27 protein-coding genes are annotated in these 25053 nt (G+C 64.4%); 11 read left to right on the top strand and 16 right to left on the bottom strand.

All coding sequences use genetic code 11. The features are described from left to right. Positions 1-13: 13 nt before the first annotated feature. Complete coding sequence (locus AUR64_RS16665) at positions 14-529, bottom strand: dihydrofolate reductase (RefSeq protein ID WP_058583097.1); 516 nt, start codon at positions 527-529, stop codon at positions 14-16. Continuing rightward, positions 530-1525 carry a thymidylate synthase gene (gene thyA, locus AUR64_RS16660; RefSeq protein ID WP_058583096.1) on the bottom strand — a complete coding sequence of 332 codons (996 nt, stop codon included), beginning with the start codon at positions 1523-1525 and terminating at the stop codon, positions 530-532. A 142-nt stretch (positions 1526-1667) separates the two neighbouring features. Here thyA and AUR64_RS16655 point away from each other — a divergent pair, with 142 nt between their 5' ends. Continuing rightward, complete coding sequence (locus AUR64_RS16655; protein WP_058583095.1) at positions 1668-2246, top strand: MBL fold metallo-hydrolase; 579 nt, start codon at positions 1668-1670, stop codon at positions 2244-2246. A gap of 3 nt (positions 2247-2249) precedes the next feature. Here the strand turns inward: AUR64_RS16655 and AUR64_RS16650 are convergent, their stop codons facing one another. Both AUR64_RS16650 and AUR64_RS16645 read right to left on the bottom strand, forming a co-directional pair. Continuing rightward, complete coding sequence (locus AUR64_RS16650; RefSeq protein ID WP_058583094.1) at positions 2250-3089, bottom strand: hypothetical protein; 840 nt, start codon at positions 3087-3089, stop codon at positions 2250-2252. Between the two features lie 3 nt (positions 3090-3092). Further along, positions 3093-3386, bottom strand: coding sequence for a DUF5827 family protein (locus AUR64_RS16645; protein WP_058583093.1), 294 nt, complete (start codon positions 3384-3386; stop codon positions 3093-3095). 174 nt (positions 3387-3560) lie between these two features. On the opposite strand from AUR64_RS16645, the gene AUR64_RS16640 reads away from it, so the two are divergent. Beyond that, positions 3561-3977, top strand: a complete 417-nt coding sequence (locus tag AUR64_RS16640) for a DUF7522 family protein (protein ID WP_058583092.1) — start codon at positions 3561-3563, stop codon at positions 3975-3977. Between the two features lie 126 nt (positions 3978-4103). Here AUR64_RS16640 and sod read toward each other — a convergent pair whose 3' ends face one another. The 3 genes from sod to AUR64_RS16625 form a co-directional block, all read right to left on the bottom strand. Next, entirely contained in the window at positions 4104-4703 is a 600-nt protein-coding gene (gene sod / locus AUR64_RS16635) for a superoxide dismutase (RefSeq protein WP_058583091.1), read from the bottom strand. A gap of 279 nt (positions 4704-4982) precedes the next feature. Next, positions 4983-5609, bottom strand: a complete 627-nt coding sequence (locus AUR64_RS16630) for a superoxide dismutase (protein WP_058583090.1) — start codon at positions 5607-5609, stop codon at positions 4983-4985. A gap of 127 nt (positions 5610-5736) precedes the next feature. Beyond that, positions 5737-6348, bottom strand: a complete 612-nt coding sequence (locus AUR64_RS16625) for a DJ-1/PfpI family protein (RefSeq protein ID WP_058583089.1) — start codon at positions 6346-6348, stop codon at positions 5737-5739. A 71-nt stretch (positions 6349-6419) separates the two neighbouring features. On the opposite strand from AUR64_RS16625, the gene AUR64_RS20970 reads away from it, so the two are divergent. Then, on the top strand, positions 6420-6560 hold the full coding sequence (locus AUR64_RS20970; protein ID WP_169794672.1) for a hypothetical protein: 141 nt from the start codon (positions 6420-6422) through the stop codon (positions 6558-6560). A gap of 65 nt (positions 6561-6625) precedes the next feature. Then, positions 6626-7486, top strand: coding sequence for a hypothetical protein (locus tag AUR64_RS16620; RefSeq protein WP_058583088.1), 861 nt, complete (start codon positions 6626-6628; stop codon positions 7484-7486). Positions 7487-7549: 63 nt separating this feature from the next. On the opposite strand, the gene AUR64_RS16615 is transcribed toward AUR64_RS16620, so the two are convergent. The 5 genes from AUR64_RS16615 to AUR64_RS16595 form a co-directional block, all read right to left on the bottom strand. Beyond that, on the bottom strand, positions 7550-8089 hold the full coding sequence (locus AUR64_RS16615) for a hypothetical protein (RefSeq protein WP_058583087.1): 540 nt from the start codon (positions 8087-8089) through the stop codon (positions 7550-7552). Between the two features lie 56 nt (positions 8090-8145). After that, entirely contained in the window at positions 8146-9939 is a 1794-nt protein-coding gene (locus AUR64_RS16610; protein WP_071391311.1) for a histidine kinase N-terminal 7TM domain-containing protein, read from the bottom strand. Between the two features lie 100 nt (positions 9940-10039). Next, entirely contained in the window at positions 10040-10975 is a 936-nt protein-coding gene (locus AUR64_RS16605; RefSeq protein WP_058583086.1) for a UbiA family prenyltransferase, read from the bottom strand. 199 nt (positions 10976-11174) lie between these two features. Further along, the gene (locus AUR64_RS16600; protein ID WP_058583085.1) at positions 11175-12593 is read right to left on the bottom strand and encodes a cryptochrome/photolyase family protein; all 1419 of its coding nucleotides are present in this window, start codon (positions 12591-12593) and stop codon (positions 11175-11177) included. A gap of 91 nt (positions 12594-12684) precedes the next feature. Then, positions 12685-13746, bottom strand: coding sequence for a zinc-dependent alcohol dehydrogenase family protein (locus AUR64_RS16595; protein WP_058583084.1), 1062 nt, complete (start codon positions 13744-13746; stop codon positions 12685-12687). Between the two features lie 171 nt (positions 13747-13917). Here AUR64_RS16595 and AUR64_RS16590 point away from each other — a divergent pair, with 171 nt between their 5' ends. Further along, positions 13918-14964, top strand: a complete 1047-nt coding sequence (locus AUR64_RS16590; RefSeq protein ID WP_058583083.1) for a DUF7351 domain-containing protein — start codon at positions 13918-13920, stop codon at positions 14962-14964. A gap of 9 nt (positions 14965-14973) precedes the next feature. Here AUR64_RS16590 and AUR64_RS16585 read toward each other — a convergent pair whose 3' ends face one another. Further along, a complete protein-coding gene (locus AUR64_RS16585; protein ID WP_058583082.1) occupies positions 14974-15669 on the bottom strand; it encodes a hypothetical protein in 696 nt (231 codons plus the stop codon). Positions 15670-15832: 163 nt separating this feature from the next. Between AUR64_RS16585 and AUR64_RS16580 the strand changes: the two genes are divergently transcribed. Together AUR64_RS16580 and AUR64_RS16575 are read left to right on the top strand one after the other, a co-directional pair. Continuing rightward, positions 15833-16813, top strand: coding sequence for a quinone oxidoreductase family protein (locus AUR64_RS16580; protein ID WP_058583081.1), 981 nt, complete (start codon positions 15833-15835; stop codon positions 16811-16813). Positions 16814-16916: 103 nt separating this feature from the next. Beyond that, positions 16917-17789 (top strand): hypothetical protein, encoded by an 873-nt coding sequence (locus tag AUR64_RS16575; RefSeq protein ID WP_058583080.1) that lies wholly within the window; start codon positions 16917-16919, stop codon positions 17787-17789. Between the two features lie 267 nt (positions 17790-18056). On the opposite strand, the gene AUR64_RS16570 is transcribed toward AUR64_RS16575, so the two are convergent. After that, positions 18057-18581 (bottom strand): DUF7344 domain-containing protein, encoded by a 525-nt coding sequence (locus tag AUR64_RS16570; protein WP_058583079.1) that lies wholly within the window; start codon positions 18579-18581, stop codon positions 18057-18059. 414 nt (positions 18582-18995) lie between these two features. Between AUR64_RS16570 and AUR64_RS16565 the strand changes: the two genes are divergently transcribed. From AUR64_RS16565 to AUR64_RS16555, 3 genes are read left to right on the top strand one after another with little or no spacing between them, the layout of a single operon-like run. Next, a complete protein-coding gene (locus tag AUR64_RS16565; RefSeq protein ID WP_155120639.1) occupies positions 18996-20117 on the top strand; it encodes a hypothetical protein in 1122 nt (373 codons plus the stop codon). After that, entirely contained in the window at positions 20114-21379 is a 1266-nt protein-coding gene (locus tag AUR64_RS16560) for a signal peptidase I (RefSeq protein WP_058583077.1), read from the top strand. The genes AUR64_RS16565 and AUR64_RS16560 overlap by 4 nt, the downstream gene beginning before the upstream one ends. Beyond that, the gene (locus AUR64_RS16555; protein ID WP_058583076.1) at positions 21376-21810 is read left to right on the top strand and encodes a SipW-dependent-type signal peptide-containing protein; all 435 of its coding nucleotides are present in this window, start codon (positions 21376-21378) and stop codon (positions 21808-21810) included. The genes AUR64_RS16560 and AUR64_RS16555 overlap by 4 nt, the downstream gene beginning before the upstream one ends. 119 nt (positions 21811-21929) lie before the next feature. On the opposite strand, the gene AUR64_RS16550 is transcribed toward AUR64_RS16555, so the two are convergent. Further along, the gene (locus tag AUR64_RS16550; RefSeq protein ID WP_058583075.1) at positions 21930-22640 is read right to left on the bottom strand and encodes a 6-hydroxymethylpterin diphosphokinase MptE-like protein; all 711 of its coding nucleotides are present in this window, start codon (positions 22638-22640) and stop codon (positions 21930-21932) included. Positions 22641-22775: 135 nt separating this feature from the next. Continuing rightward, the gene (gene folP, locus AUR64_RS16545; protein ID WP_058583074.1) at positions 22776-23945 is read right to left on the bottom strand and encodes a dihydropteroate synthase; all 1170 of its coding nucleotides are present in this window, start codon (positions 23943-23945) and stop codon (positions 22776-22778) included. Positions 23946-24064: 119 nt separating this feature from the next. On the opposite strand from folP, the gene AUR64_RS16540 reads away from it, so the two are divergent. Next, positions 24065-25036, top strand: a complete 972-nt coding sequence (locus tag AUR64_RS16540; RefSeq protein ID WP_082230831.1) for a M48 family metalloprotease — start codon at positions 24065-24067, stop codon at positions 25034-25036. Positions 25037-25053: the final 17 nt, after the last annotated feature.

Raw genomic sequence — 25053 nt, 5'->3', positions numbered from 1 at the left:
CGGCAGTTTCCGACTACGAATCGCGGCGACGGTACTCGACGAAGTCGAACTCGTCGTGTTCCTCTCGGTCGACTTCGACCCACGCCTCGCGGTCGAACCTCGGGAACTCGGTGTCGCCTTCGAACGACTCGTGAATCTCGGTCAGCACGAGGCGGTCGGCGCGCGGAAGGAACTGCTCGTACACCGTCGCCCCACCGACGACGAAGACGGTTCCACCATCCTCCCCGACGAGTTCTCTCGCAATGTTCATCGCGGCGTCGACCGAATCGGCGTGGACCGCGCCCTCCGGGAGGTCCATCTCGCTCCGACTCAGAACGATGTTCGTCCGACCCGGCAACGGTCCGCCGAGCTGTCGGGCGATGCTCTCGTACGTTCGCCGTCCCATGACGACCGGGTGGCCCATCGTCGTCTGCTTGAACTGTGCGAGGTCTTCGGGGTAGTGCCACGGCATGTCGCCATCAGCGCCGATGACGCCGTTCTCGGCGACGGCGGCGATGAGCGCGACCTGTATCTCGGATGCTCCCGGCATCTACTCGGCGACGGCGAAGCGGATTCCCTCGGCGGGGTCGTACTCCGACAACTCGATATCGTCGAACGTCAACTCCGCAAGCGGTTTGTCCGCGATGTCGATAGTGGGACGCTCGCGCGGTTCACGAGACAACTGTCGGAGGAGTCCGGGTACGTGGTCGTAGCCGTCGTTTTCCTCGTCGGGGGCAGTCTCCTCTAGCCACTCGCTCACGTCGCGGTACTCGTCTCGACTCTCGATGTCCGCCAGACGTGACTGCAGGACATCGAGATTGTCGGCGTACCATTCGCCGCGTTCGTTCTCGCCGCAGTAAATGTGGGCGTCGACGATGGTGTGCGCGAACGACCCCACCTCGAACCCGGTCTGCTGGGCGACGGCGTGCAGCAGAAGCGAGTACGCTGCGAGGTTGAACGGGATGCCGAGTGCGATGTCGCCGGAGCGCTGGGTCATGTGGAGGTTCAACCGGTCGCCTTGGACGTTGAAGACGAACGTGTAGTGACACGGTGGGAGCGTCGAGACTGCCGCGTTCGCCGGATGCCACGCGTTGACGACGATTCGACGCGACTGCGGGTTCTCCCGAAGCGTGTCGAGAACGTACTGAATCTGGTCGAACGTTCGCTCGTCGTCGTTGACCCATCGGTGGGAGTCGTCGGGCCACGACTCGCCGTCGAGGCCGGACTCCGGAATCGGGAAGCGACGCCAGAAACGACCGTACGCGGTGTCGAGTCGCCCCTCTCCGTCGGCCCACGCGTCCCAAATCTTCGTCTCTTCTCGAAGGTTCCGGACGTGTTCTTCGCCCGAGAGATACCAGAGGAGTTCGTGAATCAACGAGTTCCAGCGATAGCCCGAGAGGTCTTTCGTCGTCAACAGCGGAAAGCCCGCCCCGAGGTCGACTTCGTAGTGGCGGCTGAACGCGGAGACGGTGTCGACGCCCGTCCGGTTCGGTTTGTACGTCCCACTTTCGAGAACGCCCGAGACGAGGTCGTGGTACTGTCTCATCGCGCGCTCACCTCTTTCGTGTCGTGGCCGTGAGTCCGCGTCATCGTGTTGTCTCATGCGTCGTCCGGGAGGGGTAGTAAAGTTTGAGAAGCAGTCTAACTCAGACGGAAAACACCAAACCCGCCCACCTCCGACAGGACGTATGATTCACAACCTCGCCGAGGGCGTCTCCGCGTTCACGAGCAACGCCTTCCTCGTCGAAGGCGAAAGAACGGTCCTCGTCGACACCGGCGCGAACTTCGATATCGTCGCCGAACTCCACGAACGGGTGGACACTCTCGACACCGTCGTCCTCACGCACACCCATCCCGACCACGTCGGCAACGTCGATGCCGTCTGCGACGCGTTTAGCGTAGAAACGTGGGGCTTCGACCCCGACCAACCGACTGTCGACAACGCCATCGCGGACGAATCGACAGTGCAAATCGGCGACGGCGAGTATCTCGCGCTCCACACACCCGGCCACAAGAACGACCACCTTTGCTTCTACAGCGAGGAAGCGAGCACGCTGTTCGCCGGCGACCTCGTTTTCCAGAACGGCGGGTTCGGCCGGACCGACCTGCCTGAGGGGAACCGAGAACTGTTGATAGAGAGTATCGACCGCCTTCGGACTCATATCGACGGCTCGCTGTCGGCGATGCACGTCGGCCACGGCCCGAGCGTTCTCGACTCGCCGTCCGACCACGTCGAGATGGCCGCCCGTGCGGCGAGACTCGGATAGCACTCAGCGTTCGGCCGCGTCGATTAGTGCGTCGTACGCCCCGACGTACGCGTCGGCGACGGCTTCGGGGTCCGCCCGTGCCTCGCCGCCGAGCGCCTGCAAGTGAACCGTCGAAAGTGGCTCAATCATCTCGACGACGCTGTCGACGTACTCTTCGAGTTGGCCCTCGCGGGGACCGCCGCTGGCGACGTCGCGGGCTTTCGCGTACCGTTCGCCGTCGTAGACGCGTGCCCGTCCGGGTTCGACGACGGCGACGGCGTCGAACGAAACGCCCGAGAGCGGGACGGCGATATCTGCGTACGACTCGACGACAGTCGTCTCAGTCGCCGTCACGCGCTGGGCGAGACGCTCCGCGGCGGGAAGGTAGCGCTCGCGCATCACCTCGTTGAACTCCGAGACGGACTCGACGCGACGAGCGTCCGCCAGCGGAAGCGACTCGGCCACCGATGCCGGGAGCAATCCGTCGGCTTCGGCGTCGGCGTTGACGACGAACTCGGGACCCTCCTCGCCGGTCACTCTGTCGACCAGAAACGTCCGGCCGCTCTCGCCGAGAAGTCCGGTCATTCCGGGCGTCGGCCGCCAGAGACGGTGGACCGGGTTGATGGTCTCGGGGTCGACGTCACCGGCGCTCGCCGCCGCGAGTTTGCGGGCGTCTTTGCCGTACAGTCGCCCGGAACCGACGGCCGCGCGGACGTCGTCGTGGTCGAACCAGTAGTCGTTGCCCGCCCGTGGCTTGAACCCGAGGGGCGCGTACCCGTCGCGCCGCAACGACGCGAGTAGACCGACCGAGAACGTCGTCTTGCCGGCGTCGACGCGGTCACCGCCGGCGACGAGCAGTCGCATCTCTCAGTCGTCTCCGTCGTCTCCCTCGTCGTCCGGTCTCAACCCGTAGTAACCGGGTTCCTCGTCGCTCGGCGGTTCGGCGACGGCGAGTTCTTCGGAGTTACGCATAATCCACGGAATCGCCCAGTCGAGCAGGATGTCTTCGACGCCCTCGTCGATTTCGGCGTCGGCTTCCAGTCCCTGGAGGAGACGCGCGATTTCGTAGACGGTGTACATCTGGTCGTCGTCCAAGAGTTCTTCGGGCGTGTAGAAGTCACACGGGAACAGTTCCTCGAACTCGGATTTCGGTCGCGGCATGCCCCGAGATACGCCAGCCTCATCGTAAACTCCTGCGGTCGCCGGACGCGAGTCGGGCGTGGTGAGCGTGCGACCGAACCCAGGGCGGACGACCCGGCGCGCGTGTGACGCCCGTCTGACTTCTGTCCAATCTATCACAAAAATGATTATCCCACCGCGGCGAATGGAGGGTGTATGAGCGACGCGACAGAGCGACTCCTTGCGGCAATCAAGCAGTTCGGCGGTGAGTCGCTCCGTGACGTGTGGCTGTTCGACCAGTGGACCCACGAACAGCTCTACCTCCGCTCGGACGCCGCCGCCGACCTCTCTGCGCTCGACGTCGACGCGCTCGTCGACAACGAACGCTACGGTTACGTCACCCGCGACACGTACGAGTCGCTGTTCGCCGACAGCTACGCCTACACGGTTCGCGGCTTCGAGCACAGCGAGCAGTTCAGGACGTTTCTCGCCGACTGCAACCACCGCGTCGGCGTCCTCGCCGGCTTCGACCGACCCGACGCCGGTCACGACTTCGCCCAACTCCACGAGGATATCGCCGCCGCCGTCTCCGAGACGCCCGTCGAGGAGTTCATGCCGAGTACCTGCGACTGACTGGTTTACTTTCTCTCGTCTCGACACCGTCGCCACCGATTTTCTCTCGACAGCGTCACCGCTCTACGCGCTCTCGACAACGCCGTCGCTCGGCAGTAGCGTCAAAAAAATGTGAGGGTCGGGGATTTACTCGAACAGTTCGACAGCCTGGTCGTAGCGGGTGCTGGGTTCGTCCCAGTCGACGACCTCGAAGAAGGCGTCGATGAAGTCGCCACGTGCCGGGCCGTAGTCGTAGTAGTACGAGTGTTCCCAGACGTCGAGTGCGAGAATCGGGTGGCCGCCCCAGATAGCGCCTTGGTCGTGCTTGTCGACGACGACGTTGCGAAGCTGATTCGAGAACGTGTCGTAGACCAGAAGCGCCCAACCGGACGCGTCCTTCGCGGCGGCTTCGAACTCGCCCTTCCAGGCGTCGTAGGAGCCGAAGTCTTCGGCGATGCGGTCTGCGAGGTCACCCGACGGCTCCTCGCCGCCTTCCGGCGACATGTTCTGCCAGAACAGGTCGTGCAGGATGTGACCCGAGGAGTTGTGAGTGACGCTGCGCATTGCGCCGCCCGAAGAGCCGAACTCACCGGCCTCGCGGTTCTCTGCAAGGGTTTCTTCGGCCGAGTTCCAGCCGTTGACGTAGCCCTGGTGGTGAGTGTCGTGATGCCACGTCAGCACTTGCTCGGAAATGTGGGGTTCGAGTGCGTCGTAATCGTACGGGAGTGGGTCGAGTTCGTAGCTCATACTGATACCTCCAAGTCGAATGATACTCCGCTACGATGTTAAAGATTGAGAAGTCATAAGATAGCATACGACACTCCTCTCGCCGTTCTGTAGCGCTCTCGTCTTCGTTCCGTTCGGTGAGTCGGCGCGAGGGAACCGACGTTTTTCGTCGCCGCCGCGGACTCATCCGACGAACAAAAAGTCAGAGCCGAAACGACGCGCCCCGACGTGAGCCGACGCGGTCCAACGTGAACCGACGTGTTCTGCCCGTTCTGCGCGTTCGATGCGTCTGCTGTCCGTTCAGTGGGTGTGCTGACCGAGTAGGTCGGCGCTCTGCGCTCTATCGTACCGTTCGGCGACGTCGTCCCAGTTGACGATGTCCCAGAAGTTGTCGACGTAGTCGCCGCGGCCGTTCTCGTACTGGAGGTAGTACGCGTGCTCCCAGACGTCGATGACGAGAAGCGGCGTCACACCCTGTGGCGTCTGGTTCTGGTGGTTCTCGGCCATCGTTACGATGGGTTTGTCGGCGACGTGGTCGTGCGCCAAGAAGCCCCACCCGGAGCCTTCGACGCCCTTGGCGGCCGCCGAGAAGTGGTCTTTGAACTGGTCGAAGCCGCCGAAATGCTCGTCGAGGGCGTCGGCGAGTTCGCCGCCGGGTTCGCCGCCGCCGTCGGGGGACATGTTCTCCCAGAAGACGGTGTGGTTGACGTGTCCCGAGAGGTTGAACGCGAGGTTGCGCTCGACGCCTTTGATGTCGCCGTAGTCGCCGTTGCTTCGCATCTCCTCCAGCGTGTCGAGCGCTGAGTTTGCCCCATCGACGTAGCCTTGGTGGTGTTTGTCGTGGTGCAGTTCCATGATTCGCGCGTCGATAGACGGTTCGAGTGCGTCGTAGTCGTACGGGAGCTCCGGAAGTTCGTAAGTTGCCATTCCGTGGAGACGCTCAACGAAGAGCCGATTAAGCGTACTGTATGTTGACATTACGGACGACTGTCCGCGACTCCTGTCTCTCTCGGACACCGAACTACCCGGTCGAGTCGTCTCGGACTCTCTCCAGCTATCCTCGGTACGGCGTCTCCCGACGCTCGTACTCCAGTTCGGCGGCGACGCGGTCGGCTATCTCCGCACCTGCTTCGCGTTCGACCAGATGCAGCGAGAGGTCGATACCCGAGGTGACGCCACCCGCGGTGAGCAAGTCGCCGTCGTCGACGAAGCGAGCGTCGACTACGTCGGCACCCGACGCTCGCAAGTCGTCGAGTGCACCGCCGTGGGTCACCGCGGGTCGGCCGTCGGTGAGTCCGGCCGTCGCCAACAACATTCCGCCGGTGCAGACCGAAGCGACGGTCGCTCCCGCGTCGTACAGGTCGGAGACGGCGTGTGGAATCGCTCCCCGCTCGGCCTCCGCTCGCGCGCCGGCCTCGCTCCGGTCGTTCCACCCGCCGCCGGGGACGATGAGGAGGCCCGACCGGTCGTCGGCGTCAGAATCAGGAAGAACGCCGTCGACGCCGACACGCAGGCCGTGACTCGCAGTCACTTGCTCGCGGTCGTCGAGCGTCACGAGTCGAACGTCGAAGTCGGCACCGAACGCCGCAGCGGTCGAAAACACTTCGTAGGGGCCGACGGCGTCGAGTTCGTCGAAGCCGTCGTAGAGAACGATGTCTACGCGCATGGTTCTCGTGGGTGCGGTGGGGAGAAAGTCGTTTCCGCAGAGGCTATCCGGTTCGCCTCGTCGGTTCTCGCATGGGTTGGTGCCCACACTGCGAGACGGAACTGAACAACCTCCAACGAAGTGAGACGACCGCACAACACATCGTCAGCGCCGCGGCAGTCTGGGAGTGCCCCGAGTGTGGCGTCATTCTCGGTGTGAGCGATAGCGGGTAGTTCTCACTGCACGGAGTGTTCACCGACGTAACAACTACACCCCGACTCCGAGTATCGGCGCTCTGATGTACTACTACCAGTGGCGACGTGTTCTCCTCGCTGCTGTCGGCATGGTTCTGCTACTGAATCCGGCGCTCGCGTATCCACACGGTGGGCCGGAGGAGGTGACCATGAACTTCGAGGCGACGGAACTCGACGAGGATTTGAAACAGACCATCGTCTCCGACGAGCGGTCGGCACCGAAGACGGACACGTGGGTCGCACAGCGTGCACTCACCTACGGGGCGTTTCCGGACCGACTGCCTCCCGCCAGACAGCGAGTGCTGTACTGTCGGTATCCGGACCTCTTCCAGCGACTCTGCGCGTACGCCGAGGAGTTCGGCCCGAACGGTTCGAGAGTTATCGAGAACGACACCGCCGTTCCACTCGGTGACGACGGACAACCGGTGATGGAGTATCCGTACGAGTTCGTTTATCTCGACGACGAGCGATTCTACGAACCACGGACGAGCATCGAAAACGACTCCGTGGTGTTCTCGTTCGACCACGCACCACCGACCGTCGTCGCCGAACGACTCGCCCGGCCGTACCAGCGTCTCCCGCCGGTCACTCAGCGGGCCGTCGACACTGGAAACACCACCAAGACGTTCATGGTGTATCCGCTCGACGACGAGGCACAACACAGAGTCGACCTGCTCGACGCGTACGACCGAGAGATGGTGAAGAAAAACGGCCGCTACTACGAACTGAACGTGACGACGGTCGAGCGTCGCCCAGTCGTGGACCGCTCTCTCCGGGTTCTCCTCCGCGTTGCAGGCGTCGTCGTGGGACTGTATCTGTTGGCTCGGTCGGGGCGACGTCCGCGACGTCCCGCGGACAACCGAGACGTTCCGGAGCAACAACGCTCCCGGCGTTCGCGTCGCTGACGCACTCGGTTTCGAGAGAAACGTGGCGGTTCCGTTTTCGACGAAGTACCTGTGCAACAGTATCTACGCCGTCGTGTTGACTGGGTTCGGCAACTGGTACAACTCGGCGACCGTCCCGTCGCGTTCGACGACGAGCAGTTCGCGGCCGTTCGCGGTCACTGTGACCTCCCGGTACTCGTCAGTCGGGAGCGAAGTTGCAAGCTCGACGTGAGTCGAAACGCGGTCACACGAGTCGTCTTTTCGTTGCAGCCATGAGTCTTCGTCGTCATCGGGCGCGACGGTCCGGAGTGCGACGACGTAGCGTCCCTCGGACACGTGCTTCACCACGGCGTCGAGTCGTTTGTCGGGCGCGTGAACCACCGTCGCGTTGAGCGTAACTCCGTAGTAGTGACCGTTCGCCCCTTCGTGGAGCCATCCGGCGTTCGGTGTCGGTCCGTCGTAGCAGGTCGCACCGGACCGCGAAACGCTCGTAAACGGGTCGTCGAGTTCATCGTCGTCGGACGCTGCGAACGCACTCGCCAGCGCACCGCTGCCGAGCGTGAACCCAGCGACGACGCCGACAGCGAGACCAATTGCGAGCCACGTGGAGGGCCTTCGGTCCATACGCACCGCTCACAGTCACGTCTGATAAATGTCACTCTAACTGTGTGTCGCCGGCGTCAGTCGTCTCCAGTCGTCGACTCGCCCGAGTTCGGGGGAGTGTCCATCTCACCGACCGACTCGGTGCCTGTCTGTTCATTCTCCGCCGTCTCTGCTGGCTCTTCCGTCTCCTCATCCGCCGGCAACGTCGGCGCTTCGACGGTGACTACCGACCCCGAGGGGCCGTTCTCTTCGAACTCGACGGTACCGTCGGCGATACCGACCGCCCACGTGACCAACCAGAGTCCGAGGCCGCTGCCGTGTTCGAGCGCCGTCTCCGTCCCCCGTTCGAGCACCGCCCGCTCGTGTCGCTCGATACCGGGGCCGTTGTCGGTGACGACGAGGCGAACCCACCCGTCCGACACCGTCGCGTCGAGTTCGACGTAGGGGTCGGGTTCGGTGTTGTGTTCGGCGGCGTTCTCGACGAGGTTTTCGAGGGCTGGGCCGAGCACCGCGTTCACGCGAACGTCCGTCGGGAGCGCTCCGACGCGAACCTCGACTCGGGGAAAGCGTTCGTTGGCGTCGACGACGGTCCGTTCGACGAGGTTTCGCAGCGACACTGTCCGCGTCTCTTTGCGGAGTTGCTCGAACGTATCGACAATCTGGCGGGCTTTCTCGCCCATGTCCGCGATGGCTATCGCCCGTTCTTTGATAATTCGGGCGCGGTCGGTCGCAGGCCCCTCCTCATCTGCGACGAGGTCGGCGTAGCCGTAGATGACGTTCGTCTCGTTGCGGATGTTGTGTCGAAGCACTCGGTTGAGCACTTCGAGGCGCTGCTGGTGGCGCAGGTGTTCGTCGACGTTGTGATAGGAGATGACGCGCCCGACGTTTCGGCCGTGGAAGTCACTGACTTCGGTGACCGTCACGTCGTAGTGTCGCTGTCCGTTTCGGCCGTCGACGGTGACGTACTCCGACGTCGTTCCGACGCTGGGGACGTAGTCGTACTTCGGCAGCACGTCGCCGGCGGGTCGGCCGAGCGCCGACCGGGCCGACGTTCCGAGCATCTCCGTCGCGCTTTCGTTCATGTCGACGACGTAGTCGTGGCTGTCGACGACGACGGCGGCGTCCTGCATCCGCTCGAAGACGAGTCGGCGCGCCCGGCGGTTGGGCGCGGGGCTGGTTCCGAGGAGTCGGAACCGAGTGAGTGCGCCGAGATACGCGACCCCAGAGACGGCGAACGCGACGGGCGTCGGGTCAAGTCCCGGAATCGGCACCGCGCCGTACAGAAACAGCACGTTGCTCGCCCACGGTGCGACGGTCCCGACCAACAGCGCGACGCTCTGACCGCGGAACTGTGAGGTCTCGCTGCGGACGTAGCCGAGCAGCGGAACCGACCCGATTAGCCCGAGGAGATACGTGTAGCCCGCGGAGACCCAGTACCACGGACCGCCGTTTCGACGCAGTACCTCGACGTTGCCCTGCTGTGTGAGTTCGCTCCCCGTGTACAGGAGGTCGTGGTAGTCGCCCGTCGCCGCGAACACGACCGTGAGCGCGGGAACCACCGACAGCGCCGCGACGTACTTCGTTCGGACGTACTGGTCGCGGCCGGTGTACTCCATCGCGAACAGTACCCACGCGACGGGGATGGCGACGACGCCGACCCACTGGACGTCCGACCAGAACATCTTGGCCGCGAGTGTCGGTGCCTGTAACTCGAAGGCGAAAAATATCGACCACCAACTCTGACCGACCAGCATCACAACCAGCGGCGTCGCTCCCGGTTCGGGCCGCTCGCGCCAGGCGAGCAGCGCTGCCGTCAGTCCGATACCGACGGTGGCGAGCACGACCACGTACAGTTGGCTCAGTGCGCTCACTGACGTTCTCCCCGATATGACTACTCACATATTAACTTCCCGACGAAAGTCCGCCGCGTCGACTCGTGTTTCGGCGCTCCGACAGTATCGGAGTTCTCTCTCAGATGAACACGAGGACGCCGAGAACGACGCCGACGAGCAGGTATTCGCACTCGGAGGCGAGGCTGAGTACCTCGTAATCTTCGGTCCGTCCGATTCGGGAGACGAGTGACAGCGAGTAGAGAATTCCGAGTCCGAGCGCCACAGCGGCACTGAGCGGCAGGACACCAGCATCGACGGCGTACACGACGAGGCCGAGCGACGCGAGGTCGACGCCGTACAGCGCGTACCGCGTCCCGCGGATACCGAGGGTGAGCGGAAGCGTCGACACGTCCGAGGCTCTGTCGCTCTCGACGTCGCCGACGTTCGGCAGTTCCGTGTCGACGAACGAGCGCAGGAAGAAGTAACAGAACACGATTCCGGTCGCGGGGGTGAACGACTCGCCGGCGAACGCCAGCGGAAGGAACGTCAGCGTGACTGCCCACGCGAACGCCACGACTGCGGTGTTGACGACGAGTACGTCTTTGAACCGGGCGAACCGGACGCCGACGTTCGGAACCCAATCGGAGGCGTACAGCACACCGAACATCCCAGGTAGCAGGGTGATTGCCAACGCGAACGGTCCGCCGAGAACCGACAGTGCGACGGCGAGTCCGTAACAGACCGACGCCATGAGGTAGAGGATATCGCGGTGGCGGCGGATGAACGCGGCCTGTCGAGGGTTCGATATCTCGTCGGTTTCGACGTCGACGAGTCGGTCGTACGCGTAGACGCTGAACGTTACGAACGCGACGACGACCGGTGCGGGATTCGACTGGATGCCCAGAAGCATCATCACGATGGCGAGTTCGACTGCCGCGATGACGGCGAGATACGCCGAACTGTACAGCAGGGCGTCGCCCGCCCGTTCGCCGTACACGGTCATCTGTTCGACGACTTCTTCTCCCCACGTTGCGGTACCGTCTGTCTCTACTGACTGGTGTGGACTCTCGTTCATGTGTTGCCCGTGTCGGCGGACCGTCGTTGAAGGGTTTCCCGCCGGCTACTTGTTCGCAACAGATGTCACTGGTATAATTAATTGGGTCCTACGGACAATCTGAGTCGGAGAGAATTCGTATCAACACACTCTCGGTGTGTCTGTAACCCCTCTGGGTGTGCAAGAACCCGTGTTGAACGGTTTTCGGGGCCGAACCCGGTCAGTCGTCGGCCTCGCCGCGGGCCCGTTCGAACATCGCTATCGCCTCTTCGCGTCGCTCGGAGTGGTCGACAACGGGCGCGGGGTAGTCGGGGGCGGCGTCTTCGCGGTCGGCGTCGGACAGTTCGTGCCACGAGTGAATCGTATCGGCGTCGACACCAGCCAGTTCGGGGACGTACGATTTGATGTACTCGGCGTCGGGGTCGTAGCGTTCGCCCTGCGTCATCGGGTTGAACACCCGGAAGTACGGTTGCGCGTCGGTGCCCGTCGAGGCGGCCCACTGCCACCCGCCGTTGTCGTTTCCGGTATCGTGGTCGGCCAAGAGCGCTCGAAAGTGGTCGTACCCCTCGCGCCAGTCGACGAGGAGATCCTTCGTCAGAAACGACGCGACGATCATCCGCAGGCGGTTGTGCATGTACGCCTCTTCTCGCAACTGTCGCATCCCCGCGTCGACGATGGGGTAGCCCGTTTTTCCCTCCTTCCACGCCTGCAACCCCTCTTCGTCGTCGTTCCACTCGATGCCGTTTTGGTACTCTTTGTAGTTCTCCGAGACGACCGACTGGTTGAAGTACAGCACTTGAGTGTAGAACTCGCGCCACGCCAACTGCGACTGGAACTCCTCGACCGACTCCGCTTCGTCGCTCCCTGCATCGTTTTTCGCCTCCTCGGTCGCGTCGTACACCTCCCGAATTCCGATGGTTCCCCACTTGAGGTCCGCCGAGAGTTTCGAGGTCGCGTCCCGCGTCGGGTAGTCTCGGTCCTCCTCGTAGCGGAAGATGGCGTCGTCGCAGAACGTAGCGAGTCGCTCGCGGGCCGCTTCGGTGCCCGCAGTTTGTACGTCGGCTTCGGGTTCTTCGAAGCCCAACTCGTCGATAGTCGGTATCTCGTCGTCCTCGTCGATGGATGCTAACTCCGACTCCTCGGGTTCGGGGTACGGGTCCGCTTTGTCGCGGTCACGCCACTTCTTCCAGAAGTACGTGAACACCGAGTAGGGGTCGCCCGCGTTCGTCCGAATCTCGCCGGGTTCGTGGTGAACTTGGTCGCAAAAGGAGTCGTACTCGACTTCTGCATCCGAGAGTGCGGCCCGAACCGCCTCGTCGCGTTCCTCGGCCAATCCGGAGTAATCGTCGTTCCACACGACCCGCTCGGCGTCGAACTCTTCGGCGAGGTCCACGAGCAGCGTCGAGGGGTCGCCGCGGACGACGACGAGGTCGCTACCGCGGTCACGGTAGCGCTCGCGGAGTTCCGCCAACGCGTCGAGCATGTAGCGAACTCGCGGTGCGGCCCCGTGTTCGAGAATCAACTCGTCGAAGACGAACACGGGAACGACCTCGCCGCGACTGTCGGCGTCGTCGGCCGCCGCCGCGAGTGCGCGGTTGTCCGACACCCGCAGGTCTCGGCGGTGCCAGTGCAGTTGCATACGCTGAGCAAGGACGCAGTCTCCGTTAAGCTACCGGCAGTTCCGAAAAACGAGGCGACGTGTGCGGCCGACGCCGATTTCGGCGGTCGACTCAGAACTCGTCGATGACCGGAATCCCGACCGTCCCGAAGTCGGTCATCGCTTCGAGTTGCTCCGGCACGTCGTCGAGACCGACCGTCTCGGAGACGACGGCGCTCGGGTCGAGTTTCCCCGTTGCGACGAGGCGGAATATCTCGTCGTACCGCGTCGGCGGCATCCCGAGCGACCCGATGAACTCGATTTCGCTCATCACCATCGCGTCGGTCGGTAGCGACACCATCCCCTCTTCTTCCTGAGTCGTCAGCCCGATTTGGACGTGTTGGCCGCGGTTGCCGAGACTCAGCACCGAGTTCCGACAGGTCGTTTCGATGCCGAGGCCGTCGACGGAGACCTGCGCACCGCCGTCGGCGAGTGCTTTCACCGCCTCCGGAACGTCTTCGGTGTCGGAGGCGTCGACCGTCTCGACGGCCCCGAGCGACTTCGCCTTCTCCAGTTTCTCTTCTTGGAGGTCGACGGCGATGACGTTCGCGCCGAGTGCGTCCGCGATGTGGACGGCCGAGAGACCGATACCGCCACAGCCGTGGATGGCGACCCAGTCGCCCGCGCCGACGTCCGCTCGGTGTGCCAGCGCGTGAAAAGAGGTCATAAACCGACAGCCGAGTCCGGCCATGTCCGTCGACGAGACGCCGTCCGGCAGTCGAACGGCGTTGTGGTCGGCGACCGGAACGTGCAGTTCCTCCGCGAACGCACCCGGTGCTGGCTCGACGAACCCGAGCGGCATCACGTTCTCACACGTGTTCGAGTGGCCGCGACGACACTCCGGACAGCTCCCGTCACCGAGATTGAACGGAACGGCGACGTGGTCGCCTTCGCTGACGTTCTCCACGTCGTCGCCGACCTCGACGACTCGTCCGGCCGGTTCGTGGCCGAGTACTTGGCCGGGTTCGGGTTTCAACCCCAGCCACTCCCAGTCGCCTTGCCATCCGTGCCAGTCGCTGCGACAGATGCCACAGGCTTCCATTTCGACGATGGCTCCGTTCGGGTCGAGCGTCGGTCGGTCGATGTCTTCTATCTCCAGCGGTTCTCCGTGCTCTTTGAGTACGGCTGCTCGCATTACATATGATGGTTGGTAACAATTAACATAAATTATCGTTACGGACTGAGACGACTGTATTGCTATCCGAAACGAAATCGACTCGCAGAGTCCAGCCGCCGCAGTAGCGAGCGTTCGCCCAGAATCACGGCCGTCAGTAGACTCTTGAGGGTCGATGTCCTGCGTGGGGGTATGGCATCCGACGGCGAGGACCCGACGAGCGAACGGGCGGGCGACGATTCCGAGAACCCGACGGCGAGCGACGCGTTCGCCCGCCTCGGCAACGAGATGCGCCTCCACGCCATCAGGACTGTCGCCGAGGCCGACCACCCGCCGACGTTCACGGACCTGTTCGAGGCGAGCGACGCCGACACGACTGCGGGATTCGCCTACCACCTCCGACAGCTCTCGGGACACTACGTCGAGAAAGTCCGCGAGACATACCGACTCACCTACGCCGGGCGGCAGGTCGCCCGCGCGCTCCCGTCGGGCGAGTACACCCGGCGAATCGACCGCGACCCCGAATCGTTCGCGGGGGCGTGTCCGGTCTGCGACGCGGAAACGCTCACCGTCGCCGCCGTCGACAACCACGTCTCTGTCGCCTGCACCGACTGCGAGACGAACCTCCTCACGCTGCCGTTCCCACCGAGCGGTGTCCGCGACCGACCCACGGAAGAACTCCTCGCGGCGTTCGACAGCTACCACCGTCGCCGTCTCGCACTCGTCGGCGACGGCGTCTGTCCGGACTGTGCGGGGTCGGCGGTCGGTCGAATCGAGTACGCCGACCCCGAGGCGGTTCCGAACTCGCCGGCCGACGCGGATGCTGATTCTGACGACGCGGACGACGAGGCGCACGCCCGTCCGACCTTGGCCATCGAGTGCGAGCGCTGTCCGTTCGAGATGAGCGTCCCCGTCACGTTGGGCGTCGTCGACCACTCCGAGGTCGTCGCGTTCTACGCCGACCACGGCGAACGACTCGCCGACCGACCGCTGTGGAACCTCGGGTCGGAGTGGCGCGAGGCCGTGCTCTCGGCGGACCCGTGGTGTGTTCGCGTGACGACGAGACTCGACGACGAGGAACTCCAGTTGCTCGTCGGCGACGGACCGACCGTCGTCGACGTAGAACGTCGGCCCGTCGATGCGGCGGAGACTTCTGAGGTAGACGCCCCCGACGCCGACGAACCGGTAACGACGCCGGAAGAACCCGACTCGGCGACGCCCGCGGAATCGGCGAACTAACCTCGTCGATTAGCTTCCGACCGCCGCGGCGTCGTCGAACTCCTCGATTTCTGTTCCCGCTGCCGTTATCGTCGCCACACAGAGGCCGTTGCCGCTGGCGAGGTCACGTTCGCTCGCGGCGGCGACGGCGCGTGCGCCCAGCCGCTGGGCTTCTTCGACGCTCAGTTCGTCGGTGTCGACCGACTCCAGAACTCCGTAGGCGTACGGCCCGCCGCTGCCGGTGGCGACGACGTCGTGTTCGGTACGGCCCCCTGCGCCGTCGAACTGGAACAGCGCCGTCTCGGCACTCCCCCCAGTTTCGGCCTCGGCGTCGACGCCGCCGAGAATCGGTATCACCTGCATCGGGTTCTCGCGCATGAGGTTGCTCGCGTACGACGCCAGCGCCGTCGTCGACAGTGGTTCGTTCCGGCGGAACTCGTACAGTCGGGCCTCGGTCGCCAGTTCGTCGGCCAGCGCCTGCGCACCCGAGAGCGTCCCCGAGAACGCTATCGCCGCACGGTCACCCACCGAGAGCGCCTTCGGCGTCGACTTGCTCGACACCATTCCGCCGAGGCTGACGCGGCGGTCCGTCGCCAGCACGACGGCGTCGGCCGCTGCGAGGCCGACGATTGTCGTCCCCGTCGAGAACTCCTGTTCGCCCGCACTCGATTCGCTCGTGTTTGGTCGTCCGCTCGGCATCACGCTCGGTTCGTGTTCCGGTGGCATCGTGTCCGGTAGTCGGCTATCCGTCCGCAAAACTGTTCGCTAAAAGATACTTTAGCTGTCGGCTGTGAGAAACGCTCGTCGCCCGACCTGTGCCGTCAAGAACGGCCTACAACCGATTTCCCGTTCACCGAGGCTTATCGGTGTCCTCCCCCTACGCGACTCCATGCGTGCGATTCGTGTGACCGAGTTCGGAGGGACAGAGACGCTCGAACAGGTCGATATCGACGAACCGGACCCCGGACCGGGTGAGGTTCGAATCGACGTGAAAGCCGCCGGTATCAACTTCGCCGATATCATGCAGCGTCGCGGCCACTACCGCGGCGGCCCGGAACCGCCGTACGTTCCCGGGATGGAGGCCGCTGGGACCATAGACGCCGTCGGCGAGGGCGTCGACCGCGAAGTCGGCGACCGGGTCGTCGCCATGACCGGCGGCGGCGCGTACGCCGAGAAAGTCGTCACACCCGCCAACGGTCTGTTCGACGTCCCGCCGGGGATGGAGTTCGCCGAGGCCGCCGGCTTTCCGGTGCAGTTTCTCACCGCGCACTGCTGTCTCCACGAGTGGGGCGGCCTCGACACTGAGGACGCCGACGAACGCGTGCTGATTCAGGCCGCCGCCGGTGGCGTCGGCACGGCGGCCGTCCAGTTGGCCGACGCCGCGGGTGCGGAGTCGTTCGGCACTGCCAGCACACAGGAGAAACTCGAGTTGGCCGAGCGTCTGGGACTGGGCCACCCCATCAACTACACCGAGGAGGCGTTCGAGGAAGTCGTCGAGGAAAAAACCGACGGCGAGGGTGTCGACCTCGTTCTCGACGGCGTCGGCGGCGACGTCTTCGACGCGAGTCTGGACGCGCTGAACTACCGTGGTCGACTCGTTACCTACGGCGTCGCCAGCGGCGACCCCGCGCAGGCGGATACGACCCGACTGCTGTTCGAGAACAAGTCCGTTATCGGCTATCACCTCGGGCGGGCGATGCAGCACGACCCCCAGTCGGTGTTGAAGGCTGTGCCCGAACTGACCGAGTTGCTCACCGCCGGTGAACTCGAAGTCGTCGTCGGCGAACGATTCCCGCTCTCGGAGGCTGTCGACGCCCACGAGTACATCGAGAACCGCAACTCGACCGGCAAAGTCGTCCTCGAACCGTAGATAGCTTCTCCGAGTTCGCTCGGAGTGAGGACGACCCACATACCTATGCCGCCGGAGGCGAACGACCCAGTATCGTCCGCGGTACGGGCGGTGGGTCGATTCGATGATTTCAGCACTACTCGAACGTGTACGGGAACCGGAGTACGTCGGCGAGAACCGCTGTGTTCCGTGTACGGCGGTCAACGTCGCCATCGCGGGCGTTGCGACGCTCGTGGTGGGCGTCCTCTCTCCGCCGGTCGGTCTCGTGGTGTTCGGCACGTCGCTCGCGCTCATCTATCTGCGAGGCTACCTCGTCCCGGGAACGCCCGCGCTCACGAAACGGTACTTCCCCGACTGGTTGCTCCGCCGCTTCGACAAATCTCCGCACGCTCGGTCGAGGCGACGGGCGGCACAGACCGTCGACGCTGCGTCGGCCGACACCGAGACGGTCGGCACCGACGGAACGACACTCGACACCGAGGCTTTCTTAGTAGACGTCGGTGCTCTCCGAGAATCCGACGACGCCGACGACGTCGCACTCGAGGAGTCGTTCGAGCGGGCGTGGTATCACAGAATCGACGCGCTCCGCGACGGCGACGGCGGCGTCGGTCAACTCGCCCGCACCGTCGGCGTCAGCACCGACCGACTGTCGCTCAGTGACCACGGCAACGCCGTCGCGGCGTGGCTCGACGACGACTGGCTGGGCCAGTGGGAGTCCCGGGAGGCGTTCGCCGCCGACATGGCTGCGAGCGCGGAACTCGACGACCGAGTCGACGTCTGGTCCGAGTTCCCCGTCGACGTTCGCGGACAACTGCTCAGCGGACTTCGTGCCTGCATCGAACGCTGTCCGGTCTGTGGCGGCACCGTCGGCCTCGGCACGCACGCCGTCGAATCGTGCTGTCAGAGCTACGACGTCGTCGCTGCGACGTGCGAACACTGCGAGGTGCGATACTTCGAAGCCGAGTACGACACCGTAGACGGGGCGTTCGTCGACTGAATCGGACCGGCCCTACCGAACGAGACTCCGTCGGTGACTGGCGACTAAAGAGAGAAAACGATTGTCGATGCGCGTGAAACCGAGGAGGGTTCCACCACCTTCACGTGTGCTGTATGGCTGCTCAGACCGTCAGCACCGACAATCGATTCTCGATACAAAGCGGTCGCTGATAACTATTTTGATACGAGATTGGTCACGAAACTTACTAACGGGTGTTCTCTCGTGACACAATTACACCCTCCGAGACGGCGACGAGCACGCTCGGGTTCAACGGAGTGCTCTGAGTACCTGCCAGCGTTTCGCCCACAGTTGGTAGCAAGTCGACCCGGCGAACAGAGCGAGAAACACGCTCGCCCACAGGACCGGTTCGGCGAGTGCGAGTCCGGGAACGCCGATGCTCGACGCGACGACGGTCAGAAGCGAGAGCACGCCCAGTCCTCGGTAGTACTCGCCCCACGTGATGCCGTGTTTCGTCACGACTTCCATGTACAGGTCGACGTCACGGGCACCGTCGAGTAGTTGAATCTCCTTGTGTTCGCGGTCGTACTCGATGACGCCGAGGCCGTGGAGTTTCGGGAGATGTGTCTGATGCAGCGAGATGTACACCGACTCGCGGACGTTCCGCGGTGGTGGCGACTCCCCTGTCTCGGCGGTAGCGACGATTTCTGAGAGTTCGCGGACGGTCGTTCGTCCCGGCTTGGAGCCGAGATGCTCCAGTGCGACCCGGCGACGCTGGTTCGACAGGACGGTGTGAATCTCGTACTCCGGAACGGTTTGTTGTCGTAGTTGCATGGTTCGTACTCCCCCGTCCGTCCCGAGCGCCGGGTGGACGTGCTGTGCTTGGCTGATGCCGGCATATGTATGGGGCCAATACGGGCCCAACGAAATCCGGTCGGTGACGCGTACCGGTCGTTCTCGGGTCACCTGCAGGGCCGGTTCGGTGTGCTTACCGCCTTTCGCCACCCTCCGCGAAACGCTCAAATCAGACGTTAGAGCCGCCGAACCGGAGGTTAGCGATGTATCCGGCGGCTCGTACCTATACCGACGGTAGACGAGGATACTCCCGCGCTCCGAGCAGAGACCCGGAGCAGAAACCCGTAGTGGCGGTACGACGGTTCGACTCCGTCGGTGGGACTCCCGTCGGGGGTACACTATGACGAAGAACGCACGACGATTCGAGGCGTCTCTCCGAACCGGAGGGACGAGATGACTGACGGCCCGGAGCTAAGCCGCCGCCGTCTGCTCGCCGCGTTGACGACAGTCGGCGCAGCGGGCGGACTCGTCGGCGCTGGAACTGGTGCGGTGCTCGGCGACGGCGAAGCCGCACCGGTATCGCTGTTTCGCGGCGGCGAACTCGTGTTGACGGCCGACGCGGAGTCGGAGACGACCGCACGACTCGCCTTCGACGGACTCCGCGACGACGGGCGCGTCCACGAACGGACGCTCTGTCTGTCGGTGTCGTCGAATCCGGCGTGGCTGTGGCTCCGGGCGTGTCCGACCTCGAACCCGGTAGCTGCGGCGCTCGACGCGACGTTGACGCTCGCGGGCGAGACGTTCACGGGCACGCTCGCCGACGTTCTCGAAGCCGTCGCCGACGGCGTTCGCGTCGACACCGCGCCGACACAACCCGAGGAGGAGACGTGTCTCACCCTCGCCGTGTCGCTGCCCAAAGACCGCAACGGTGTCGCTACTGAACAGATACGTGGGCGGACACTCGATTTGACGCTGCAGTTCTACGCCGAACAGGCGCGTCACGTCGACTCGTCGGTGAGTCCGTGGACCGAACGCTGCGGCGAAACGCCGACGCCGACACCGACGCCCGAACCGCCGAGCGACCAGAAGGCCATCAGTTTCGTCGCGTTCTGCAGCGACTCGGGTGCGCTCTCGGCGGACGACATCACGCTCTCAGACTTCGTCGAGAAGGAACCCGGTGAGGTCGTCGCGCTCACCTGGGAGTCGACCGAACCCGTCAGCTACGTCGTGCTCAAAGCGGGTCCGGAAATCGAGTACTTCGAGTACTCTCCGCCGACGACGGGTCCGGCGTCCGTCGAAGTCGGGACCGGAACGCCGGATTCGTCGCTTTCGCCCCCACGACCGTGCCCCACCGGTTCCAGCGGCGTCAAGTTCGAAGGCGAGAACCTGCAAACCGTCGAGGACGCCAACGGGAGTGACGGCTCGGACGACGGACACGGCGGTGGCCCGGGCAACGGCAACGGAAACAACGGAAAGGGGGGGAACGGTGGTTCTGATGACGGAAACGGTGGAAAGTCCAGTAACGGTCGTGGTCCCGGCAACGGCAACAAAGGTGGAAACGGAGGCGGCAGATGAACCTCCTCACCGCTCGCACCCGCAAGCTACTCAGCGTTCTCGCGGTGCTGCTGCTCGTCGGCGCAGTCGTTCCCTTCGTCGTCTACGCGGTGCCGCAGACCGTCGGCGCAGACCAGAGCTACGTCGTTCTCTCGGCGAGTATGTCGCCCGGCATCCAACCCGGCGACGCCGTCGTCGTCGGCGGCGTCGCTTCTGAGGCGATTTCGGAAGGGGATGTCATCACGTTCCGCCGCTCGGCGACCAGCGAGACGCCGGTTACACACCGCGTCGTCGGCGTCGAAGGCGAGGGGGCCGACCGTCAGTTCGTCACGAAAGGCGACGCCAACGAGAAGGCCGACCCGACTCCCGTCGCCGCCGACTCCGTTATCGGCCGAGTCGTGCTGACGCTGCCGTACGTCGGCTACGTCTCCTCGTTCGCCGACACGCCCGTCGGCTTCGCCGCGCTCGTGGTGGTGCCGTTCGGTCTTCTCGTGGCGACCGAACTTCGAGGCTTCCTCCGCGCCCGTCGCAGCGAGAACGACCTCAGTGGCGACAACCCCACCGCATCGACCGACCTCAGTTCACCGACCACGACGGAGACGACTTTGATTGACCCACTCGATTCAACCACCGATACAGCAGAGACAGCAGAACCGACCGACCCGACCCACGACCGCGGTTCGACCGACAGCGTCGATGCGACCGACTCCGGTCTGACGCTGACGCGAGCGGACCTCACGCTCTCACTCGTTCTCTTAGTTGCGTTGGGGCTGTACGCCGGATACATCGGCGTGACCGGCGAGGACCCGCTCTCTGTGACCGTCGCCGCAGGGTCCCTTACCGCAGCGCTGTTGTTACTGGTACTCCGTCAGTTCGGTTTCGACGCTGGTTCGACGTCGGCGGCGAACGACGGCGGAAGTGGCCCGGACGATTCGGGTGACTCGGATAGCGACGGACGCCTTGCTGAAACGCACACGGAGACGACACACTCCGACGTGACCGCTCTCGCGCGCGTCAGTCTCTCGCCAGCGTGTGCAGACCTCCCCCGAATCGACGTCAGCGAGCGCCACGAACTCTCGGCACTCGCCGCCGCAGTCGGTCGTCCGGTCGTCACTGACGAGTCCGATGGGACGCTTCTGGTCGTCGATGGCGACGTGTTGTACGCCTGCGCGCCGACGGACACAGAAACCGAGTCCGTATCGGATACTGAATCCGTGGCGTCCAACGCCGCGTACGCGGAGACGGCGACGTCGGACGAGATGTCCGTGGAGGTGGCACAATGACCGCAGAACTGAGTCGAATCGCCGCACTCGCCACGCTCTGCTGTGTGTTCCTTGCAGCGCTGGGCGGCGGTGCGACCTACGCGCTGTACACCGACCGCGTCGACGTCGACGTCTCAATCAGTGTCGCCGACGACGTCGGAGACGGCTCGCCCGCTTGGCGGAGCGTTGCGAGCGTCAACGCGGCGTCGAACGAGACGGAGCGGTCCGGCGAGACCGAGACGTCCGATGACACGGACATCTCGACGCTGTCCAACACGACGACCACCTCGAAAGCCCCGGAATCCACGACCACATCAGAAATGGCGGCCACGCCGGAATCCGACGAGACTACTGAGACCGCCACCCCGAGCGGCAACGACTCGCTCGTCGTCGACACGAACTCGGAGCAGTCGGCGTCGGCGCTACAGCGCCCGAGCAGTGATTCGCCGTGAGGACTCCCCGCCGAGTAACCGGTGTCCACCGACCGCGCCCGTCCAGCGCGCTCGCCTCGCGGGTCGTGTTTCGACCCCACGCACCGAAACGCAACGTCTTGCTGGCGCTTTGGTATCTGTTACTGCTGGTTTTCGTCGTCGGCATCGCCCTTTAGCGACGACCCGAGCGACCCTCGACGGCCGTCCAAAATCGGAAATCGATCGTCGCGTCGTCGCTCCAGCCATCCGAGCAGTCGGGCGGCCCACGCGAGTTTCTTCGCTTTCATCTCGTCGACAGTCGGGTCGTCGAACTCCCAGCCGACAAACGTGAGCTCCCCAGCGCCGAACTCGTCTGCGAGAAACGCCGCTCGGTCGCCGTCGGTGAAGCCGCCGTAGTCGACGACCGGACCCGCGGGGGCCGCCTGCGTCGTCGCCAAGACGTGTTCGGCGTCGAACTGCGGTATCCACTCGCTGATTGCAGGGCGGTTGTCGCCGTGGGCGTGCGCCGCGACCGGAACTCCTTGCCGGGTCAACTCGCGGGCAGTTCCGGGGTTCTTGTCGAGGTCGGTCACCATCAGGTCGACACTGATGCCGTTCTCACGGAGTACGTCGGCGGCCGTGGACGCGGCGAACACGTAGTCGGCGTCGGCCGCGCGGTCGACTTCCTCGGCGAGCGACGGCGCGGCACCGACGACGGCGACGCTCGCGCCGTCGACGACGCGGAGACGTGACTCGTCGAAGGGGTTAGCCAGTGCTGCCAGTTCGTCGCGGGCGCGTTCGTCGCCGCTGCGGTCGAAGCCGAAGTCGGCGAGAATCCGTTCGTAGACGGGGTCCCACGTCTCGAAGTTCACGCGGCGCTCTCCGGGTTCAACAGTCGAGAGTGCCGCCGCTCGTAGAGCGAGCGCTCGGCGGTGATAATACGGTATGGGCCGGAGTGGCACCAAGTACCCCTACCCGCGTGCCGTTCCGGCGTCCACTTGCTCGGTTCAAGCGCGTTCGCCATAAGTTTTCTCGTACGTGAATGTCTCCGCAATTTCCAACAAAACGGCGTCGAGCGCCTCCGACGCACCGGATGCGGCGTCAGCAGTCCGCGCGAGCGCCCCCGCCGTCCCGACGAGCAACGTTCGGCCGCTCTCGCCGCCGATGAGCATCGCGCCCGACTCCTTCGTCGCGGCGACGAGCGCCCCGCGTTCCTCCGGAGAGAGCGACGCGAACTCGAAGACGTTCGAGACGACCTCGGGTGCGGCCCGTTCGTCGCCGCCGACGCGTTCGATGTGGCGGGCGGCCTCCCGTGGGTTCGTCACGTCGAGTTCCTCGATGGAGACGCCGGTTTCTCTGTGGACGCGGTCCCGTTTGAACGCCGCGCCGACGAGCGCTGCGTCGCGTGTCTCCGCCACGTCGTGGGTTCGAATCACGTGCGCGCCGCGTTCGACGGCCATCGACGTGGCCGCGAGACTCACCGGCAGCGCCGCCTCCGTGTCGCGGCCGGCGAGGTCGCGCAGGAAGTTCTTCCGATTGATGGAGACTAAGATAGGTTGCCCGAACCCGCGGAACTCGCGAAGGCGGCGGAACGTCTCGCGGTCGTCTTCGAGGGTTTTCTCCTCGGACCACCCGCCGAACGCGGGGTCGACGATGGTCTTGTCGGTCAGGCCGTTGCGTTTCAGTGCCTCGTAGATGTCGTCGACGTCTTCGACCGCACCGGGCCGTTCGAGGTCCGGCGGACTCGCCATCTTGGCGACGGCGACGTCGTGGGCCTCGCATACCTCGGGCATCTTCGGGTCCGCAAAGCCACAGATGTCGTTGACCATGTCGAATCCGCGCGAGAGCGCCTCGTCGGCGACTTCGTGGTATCGCGTCTCGATGGAGAACACCGCGTCGCCGGAGACGTGGTCGAGCACCTCGACGGCGGTGTCGAGACGCTCTAGTTCTTCCTCGGCCGAGAGCACCTCGAATCTCTTGTTCGCCGATTCGAGGCCCACGTCGACGATATCCGCACCTTCGTCGATGAGCGCGGTGTCGACGTAGTCGGCGGCTTCGGCGGCGTCGTCGAAGACGCTCGGTTCGTACGGCGACTCCTTGGAGACGTTGAGTACGCCCATGATTCGGGGCGGATAGTCGTCGCCGATGCCGAGACCGGCGGCGTCCACGTTTCGCATACACTGTCGTAGGACCCATCCGTGATAGGCAGTCCGGTGTCGGTAGTCGGCGTCGCAGTCGGTCAGTTCGGACCGGAATGCCGTCCATAACTATACATCAATTATCCGAAGCGTAGCTAATGAACTGGACGCCGGATACGGCGCTTCGCCGGCGGATGATACGGACGCTTGGACTGCTTGCGCTGGTAGGCACTCCGCTCGTTGCCGTGCCGCTGCTCGTACCGTTTATGCTTCTGGGTTCGTTCTACGTGTACTACGCCATTCAGACCGGGGTATGGGCGATTCCGGCGTCAGCACCGTCGCTGCGACAGACTGCACTGCTGGTGCTGCTCGTTACGGCGATTCCGTATCTGAAACTGCTCGCCGATTTCGTCGTCGGCCATCTCGCCGAACAGCGTCGGTTGCTGCTCGACAAGAACATCTACACGCCGAGTCGCTCGAACGCCCCTAAACTCCACAGAGCGGTGGAGTTCGCCGCAAAGCAGTACGGTATTCCGAAACCGAACGTCGAACTCGCCGAGACCGAAGAACTGCGGGCGTACACGCTCGGTGTCAACCCGGCGGCGACGACGGTGACGCTCTCGACTGGGTTGCTCGCAGCGCTCTCCGAGGCGGAACTCCGCGCCGTGGTCGCCCACGAACTCGCGCACGTCCGAAACCGCGACGTTGCGGTACTGACCGCGGTTTCGATGCCCGTGCGGTTCGCCGACGAGTTCGGAGAGGAGTCGCCATTCGGCCCAATCCTCTGGATGCTGACAGCTCCGCTGCGTCTGGTCGGCGAACTGCTACTCGCGGATTTCTCGCGGGCGCGGGAGTTCGCTGCCGACCGCGCCGCCGCCGCACTCACGGGCAATCCCGGTGCCCTCGTGAGTGTGCTTCGGAAACTCGACGGCGAAACCGTCGACGCACCCGAAGATATGCGCAGACACGTCGCGGCGTTCGGTATCGTCTCGCCGTACACCGACACGTCGGCGGTGCGGTGGTGGAACAGACGCCACCTGTTGGCGACACACCCGTCGCTCGAAGACCGACTGGCGCAACTGCGTGAACTCTCGCGCGACCTCGAAACCGACTCGGCGACGGAGTTATGAAACCACGATGACCAGTA

It is taken from the genome of Haloprofundus marisrubri (assembly GCF_001469955.1).
Classification (GTDB): domain Archaea; phylum Halobacteriota; class Halobacteria; order Halobacteriales; family Haloferacaceae; genus Haloprofundus; species Haloprofundus marisrubri.
The sequence above is the reverse complement of the archived record's forward strand: the minus strand, read 5'-3'. Positions and strand labels throughout refer to the sequence as shown.

What these genes read in the sequence shown, in the direction of transcription:
- AUR64_RS16605 (WP_058583086.1), bottom strand. Translation starts at nt 10,975, where the DNA reads ATGAACGAGAGTCCACACCAGTCAGTAGAGACAGACGGTACCGCAACG.
- AUR64_RS16645 (WP_058583093.1), bottom strand. Translation starts at nt 3,386, where the DNA reads ATGCCGCGACCGAAATCCGAGTTCGAGGAACTGTTCCCGTGTGACTTC.
- AUR64_RS16630 (WP_058583090.1), bottom strand. Translation starts at nt 5,609, where the DNA reads ATGGCAACTTACGAACTTCCGGAGCTCCCGTACGACTACGACGCACTC.
- thyA (WP_058583096.1), bottom strand. Translation starts at nt 1,525, where the DNA reads ATGAGACAGTACCACGACCTCGTCTCGGGCGTTCTCGAAAGTGGGACG.
- AUR64_RS16560 (WP_058583077.1), top strand. Translation starts at nt 20,114, where the DNA reads ATGAACCTCCTCACCGCTCGCACCCGCAAGCTACTCAGCGTTCTCGCG.
- sod (WP_058583091.1), bottom strand. Translation starts at nt 4,703, where the DNA reads ATGAGCTACGAACTCGACCCACTCCCGTACGATTACGACGCACTCGAA.
- AUR64_RS16650 (WP_058583094.1), bottom strand. Translation starts at nt 3,089, where the DNA reads ATGCGACTGCTCGTCGCCGGCGGTGACCGCGTCGACGCCGGCAAGACG.
- AUR64_RS16585 (WP_058583082.1), bottom strand. Translation starts at nt 15,669, where the DNA reads ATGCCACCGGAACACGAACCGAGCGTGATGCCGAGCGGACGACCAAAC.
- AUR64_RS20970 (WP_169794672.1), top strand. Translation starts at nt 6,420, where the DNA reads ATGGGTTGGTGCCCACACTGCGAGACGGAACTGAACAACCTCCAACGA.
- AUR64_RS16615 (WP_058583087.1), bottom strand. Translation starts at nt 8,089, where the DNA reads ATGGACCGAAGGCCCTCCACGTGGCTCGCAATTGGTCTCGCTGTCGGC.
- AUR64_RS16620 (WP_058583088.1), top strand. Translation starts at nt 6,626, where the DNA reads ATGTACTACTACCAGTGGCGACGTGTTCTCCTCGCTGCTGTCGGCATG.
- AUR64_RS16565 (WP_155120639.1), top strand. Translation starts at nt 18,996, where the DNA reads ATGACTGACGGCCCGGAGCTAAGCCGCCGCCGTCTGCTCGCCGCGTTG.
- AUR64_RS16575 (WP_058583080.1), top strand. Translation starts at nt 16,917, where the DNA reads ATGATTTCAGCACTACTCGAACGTGTACGGGAACCGGAGTACGTCGGC.
- AUR64_RS16580 (WP_058583081.1), top strand. Translation starts at nt 15,833, where the DNA reads ATGCGTGCGATTCGTGTGACCGAGTTCGGAGGGACAGAGACGCTCGAA.
- AUR64_RS16665 (WP_058583097.1), bottom strand. Translation starts at nt 529, where the DNA reads ATGCCGGGAGCATCCGAGATACAGGTCGCGCTCATCGCCGCCGTCGCC.
- folP (WP_058583074.1), bottom strand. Translation starts at nt 23,945, where the DNA reads ATGCGAAACGTGGACGCCGCCGGTCTCGGCATCGGCGACGACTATCCG.
- AUR64_RS16625 (WP_058583089.1), bottom strand. Translation starts at nt 6,348, where the DNA reads ATGCGCGTAGACATCGTTCTCTACGACGGCTTCGACGAACTCGACGCC.
- AUR64_RS16570 (WP_058583079.1), bottom strand. Translation starts at nt 18,581, where the DNA reads ATGCAACTACGACAACAAACCGTTCCGGAGTACGAGATTCACACCGTC.
- AUR64_RS16595 (WP_058583084.1), bottom strand. Translation starts at nt 13,746, where the DNA reads ATGCGAGCAGCCGTACTCAAAGAGCACGGAGAACCGCTGGAGATAGAA.
- AUR64_RS16555 (WP_058583076.1), top strand. Translation starts at nt 21,376, where the DNA reads ATGACCGCAGAACTGAGTCGAATCGCCGCACTCGCCACGCTCTGCTGT.
- AUR64_RS16600 (WP_058583085.1), bottom strand. Translation starts at nt 12,593, where the DNA reads ATGCAACTGCACTGGCACCGCCGAGACCTGCGGGTGTCGGACAACCGC.
- AUR64_RS16590 (WP_058583083.1), top strand. Translation starts at nt 13,918, where the DNA reads ATGGCATCCGACGGCGAGGACCCGACGAGCGAACGGGCGGGCGACGAT.
- AUR64_RS16540 (WP_082230831.1), top strand. Translation starts at nt 24,065, where the DNA reads ATGAACTGGACGCCGGATACGGCGCTTCGCCGGCGGATGATACGGACG.
- AUR64_RS16655 (WP_058583095.1), top strand. Translation starts at nt 1,668, where the DNA reads ATGATTCACAACCTCGCCGAGGGCGTCTCCGCGTTCACGAGCAACGCC.
- AUR64_RS16640 (WP_058583092.1), top strand. Translation starts at nt 3,561, where the DNA reads ATGAGCGACGCGACAGAGCGACTCCTTGCGGCAATCAAGCAGTTCGGC.